The organism is Candidatus Cloacimonadota bacterium, assembly GCA_011372345.1.
GTDB lineage: Bacteria > Cloacimonadota > Cloacimonadia > Cloacimonadales > TCS61 > DRTC01.
On record DRTC01000082.1, the window covers coordinates 1 to 3,572 of the forward strand.

At 34.5% G+C, this 3,572-nt stretch carries 3 protein-coding genes; 1 reads left to right on the forward strand and 2 read right to left on the reverse strand.

Features of this window, described 5'->3' with window-relative positions:
* Nucleotides 1-1,070, reverse strand: a 1,070-nt coding sequence (locus ENL20_01495) for a hypothetical protein (protein ID HHE37232.1), incomplete at its 3' end; no start/stop codon positions are given.
* A gap of 392 nt (nucleotides 1,071-1,462) precedes the next feature.
* On the opposite strand from ENL20_01495, the gene ENL20_01500 reads away from it, so the two are divergent.
* A complete protein-coding gene (locus ENL20_01500; protein ID HHE37233.1) occupies nucleotides 1,463-1,876 on the forward strand; it encodes a hypothetical protein in 414 nt (137 codons plus the stop codon).
* 339 nt (nucleotides 1,877-2,215) lie between these two features.
* On the opposite strand, the gene ENL20_01505 is transcribed toward ENL20_01500, so the two are convergent.
* Nucleotides 2,216-3,025, reverse strand: coding sequence for a mechanosensitive ion channel (locus tag ENL20_01505; GenBank protein HHE37234.1), 810 nt, complete (start codon nucleotides 3,023-3,025; stop codon nucleotides 2,216-2,218).
* Nucleotides 3,026-3,572 lie beyond the last annotated feature (547 nt).

The following is a 3,572-nucleotide window of genomic DNA, read 5'->3' on the forward strand; positions in this document are numbered from 1 at the left end:
CGCCAACCCATTTCATAGCCCATTCCGGCAATTGCTATAATCCGAAAATGATTTTGTTCATCATTATCTTCGAGCATAAACATAAAAATACTGTCATCTCCTGATAAATCCTCTAATTTAACTTTGATCGAGGTTTCCGTATATCTATGACTGGCATGGTTTACAGTTTCTTGAGTTTTCAAATAAGACCAGCTCCAATATGGGAATTGACTAGTACCGCTAAATCTTAATTCAGTGTTTTGTTCAGTAATATTCAGTTGTCCTTCGTGTTCTATCCATTTAGAAGGATTGATATAATCATCATCAAAATCATCATCTACGAAATCAGCAGCAAAAAAAGCATCCCAATATGCTCCACAGGTCGAACCAGAAGTATTTCCGGAATACGATTCATAAGTCAGCTTTATATAGGCAATATCAGACCAGTTATAGGAACCGTTCAGGAAATAGATGATATGATCCTTCATATTCCAGGTGAAATTATTCCACATATCTGCATAAGTTCTACCACTCCAATCAAAAGTAGAAGTTGGATGAGCAGCTCCGTAAAGGATATATTCGATTTCATCGGAAGGATCATCTGTGTTCAGCAGGGGATTATCCGAATCATTATAAGCTTGAACTCTGACTTTCAGTTTCGCCGTGCCGCTGCATTGACCGGAAATCGGATAAACATCGAGATGGAAACGGTTGAGATTATCAAGTTCATTAAAAACATATTGTCGTTTTTTTGCCCAGCTCGCACCTGCGGAATAAGTAGCATAATTATAAGATACGGAAGTTCTGCCGGCTGCATCGACGATATTATTCGTAATTGTTCCGTTGCCCATACTGGCATCTTCCCAACCGTCATAACTTCCTACTACATCTTCGTTGAACCAGCCATTATAAATCGTGGTTGCAAGCTGCAAATCTTCATTACCTATCGATTCATTCTTCGCACAAGTGCCGTCGTGAGTTCCGACATTAAAATCTGATTTGGTGGTTTGTGTCCAGGTTACTGACGACAAACTTAAGGAAAGACACAGAAACTGGATAAACAAGGAAAATAGTTTGAAATGATTTTTCATCATAACCTCCAATAAAAGTTTTTATCACTTTATTTCAGCAACAAGTGACCGGATTAGAAAAGATTTGGATAGGATATTTTGTCAAATTATTTCAAACTGCGGAAAAAGAAATCAGGATTAGATAGATAAATATTTAATTATTTCTGAAAAGAAGAATAAGTGAGGAAAAAATAAGAATTTATCAAGGTTATCTTTGAGAGATATAAAACAAGTTTCATTAGATATGAACTAATTTATATAGAATAACGATAAATGTATATTAGATTAATTATTATCCTTATTATATTAATTAATATTTTATTAAGATTTATTATAATTTAATTGACATTATTATTTATCTTAAGGAAATTGATCGTTATCTATATAAGATATATTTCATAAGGAGTGTTAAAATGGCAAGAATAACAGTCAGAAAGACCATCCCTCGCTACAAACCGTTAAAATTGATCAAGCTTGCTCAGGATATTATTAAAAAAGATGAGGAAATGGGAGATGACAGCCCCTTAAAAACTTTGAAAATGGATATTCTAAAGCAGAATCTTACCACTGCGATCGAGAACCGTAAAGAATCCATCAAATTGCGTAAGCAAAGTGAATCCCTGATGCAGATTTCAAGACGAGCATTAGGAACAGATCTCGGTCAAAATGCGAATACTGCGAACACTGTTTACAATTTTATTACGATCATTCGCGATCTTTTATCGGTCATTTATCGTGGGAATGAGGAGAAATTGAGCCTTTGGGGATTTAATGTAGTGATCGGAACGAGTATGCCGCACCGGAAGAAGAAAAAGGAGAATGAATAAAGAAAACAGCATTTGAAGCATTGAAGAAATTCGCAAAATCTATCATTGATCGATTACAAACAATATTGAATTAGTTTAATTGTCCTGTATCTAACGTAAAATCAGAAGGAATAAATAATGTAACTCTATTAAAAAGAAGATATAAAGATTTTGAATATTTCAGATTAAAAGCTCTTCAAAAATGCGGATATTTAATGGTGAATTTAAATGAATGAAAAAATCAATTACCCACTGGTTTCTGCCGAGAACCATATTTATTAAGAAGAAAAAGTTCCCAATTATATATTGGGAACTTTTTATTGAAACAATGAATTATATATTAAATCTCTTTAATGTAATCTACTTATCGAGATGAACATCCATTTGCGGAAATGGAATCGAGATTTTATTCTTATCAAATTCCATTTTAACATTTTCAATCATATCAAAATGAACATCCCAGTAATCAGCACTTTTTACCCAGGCTCGAACAGTGAAATTCACAGAACTATCAGCGAGTTCTCCAATTCTTACAAAAGGAGCAGGATCTTTTAGAATTCGTTTATCTTTATTCACAAGTTCTAATAAAACAGTTTGAGTTTTCTTGATATCATCATCATATCCGATTCCGAATGTCCAATCGATCCGACGAGTTTCTTCTGTGGAGAAATTCACAATGCTACCACTTGATAAAGCACCGTTTGGAACGATAATAGTTTTATTGTCGGGAGTTTTTAAAACCGTGCAGAACATCTGGATTTCATTGACAGTTCCTGAAAATCCTTGTGCCTGAATAAAATCACCAACTTTAAAGGGTTTAAAGAGAATGATCAATACTCCACCGGCAAAATTTCCCAGACTTCCCTGAAGAGACATACCAATCGCAAAAGCCATTGCTCCTAAAATAGCGACAAAGGAAGTCATCTTCACACCGACCATGGAAATGATCGATATGAAAAGAAGAACTTTCAATAATATTCCGGTCAGGCTCAAGATGAATTTCTGTAATGATACTTCCACTTTGCTTCTGATCATTCCTTTTGTGATCAGCTTCAATAAATGCTTGATAACAAATGATCCGACGATCCAGGTGATAATTATTAGAAGCAATTTGGGTGCATACTCCGCAGCTAATTCCGAAATTTTGTTGATAATTGTTTCCACATTCATCACTTACCTTCCTTACTTAAATCAGCTTATAGGTTAATCCTAAAGCCAAGGTTTGTTTTAATTGCATTTCATCGCTAACTCTTTCATCATAAAGCATCTGGATGTATAGATTTACATTAATAAGCTTGGTAAGACTTGCTGAAAAGATGTTTTCCCAGTTAATTCTCGGTGCTTTCCAGGCATCTTCAAAATCTGTTCCTTCAACAGCATCAGCTTCAGAATAATACATAGCTTTATAAACATTCAATTTACTGTTGAAAGTTATTCTGTCATTTGCCAACGGAGTTCTATAATCTGTAACAAATTCAATACCGCCATCAGAGGTATTATCAATATTTTCATGACTGTTTAAATATTCCTTTAAAGCTCCGCCCAACCTGCTGGTAAGTTCTCTTTTTTCTTCTTTGATCCACACTCTGGCAACACCAAAACTTTCGGTCAAAGTCATAGGATTAAAGATTTTGGATTCACCGTCAACGGATCTGTCTAAAAATTGTGATTCAAGTCTGAAAGCAGCAAAAGGATCAACAAATGTACCAAGAGTAAA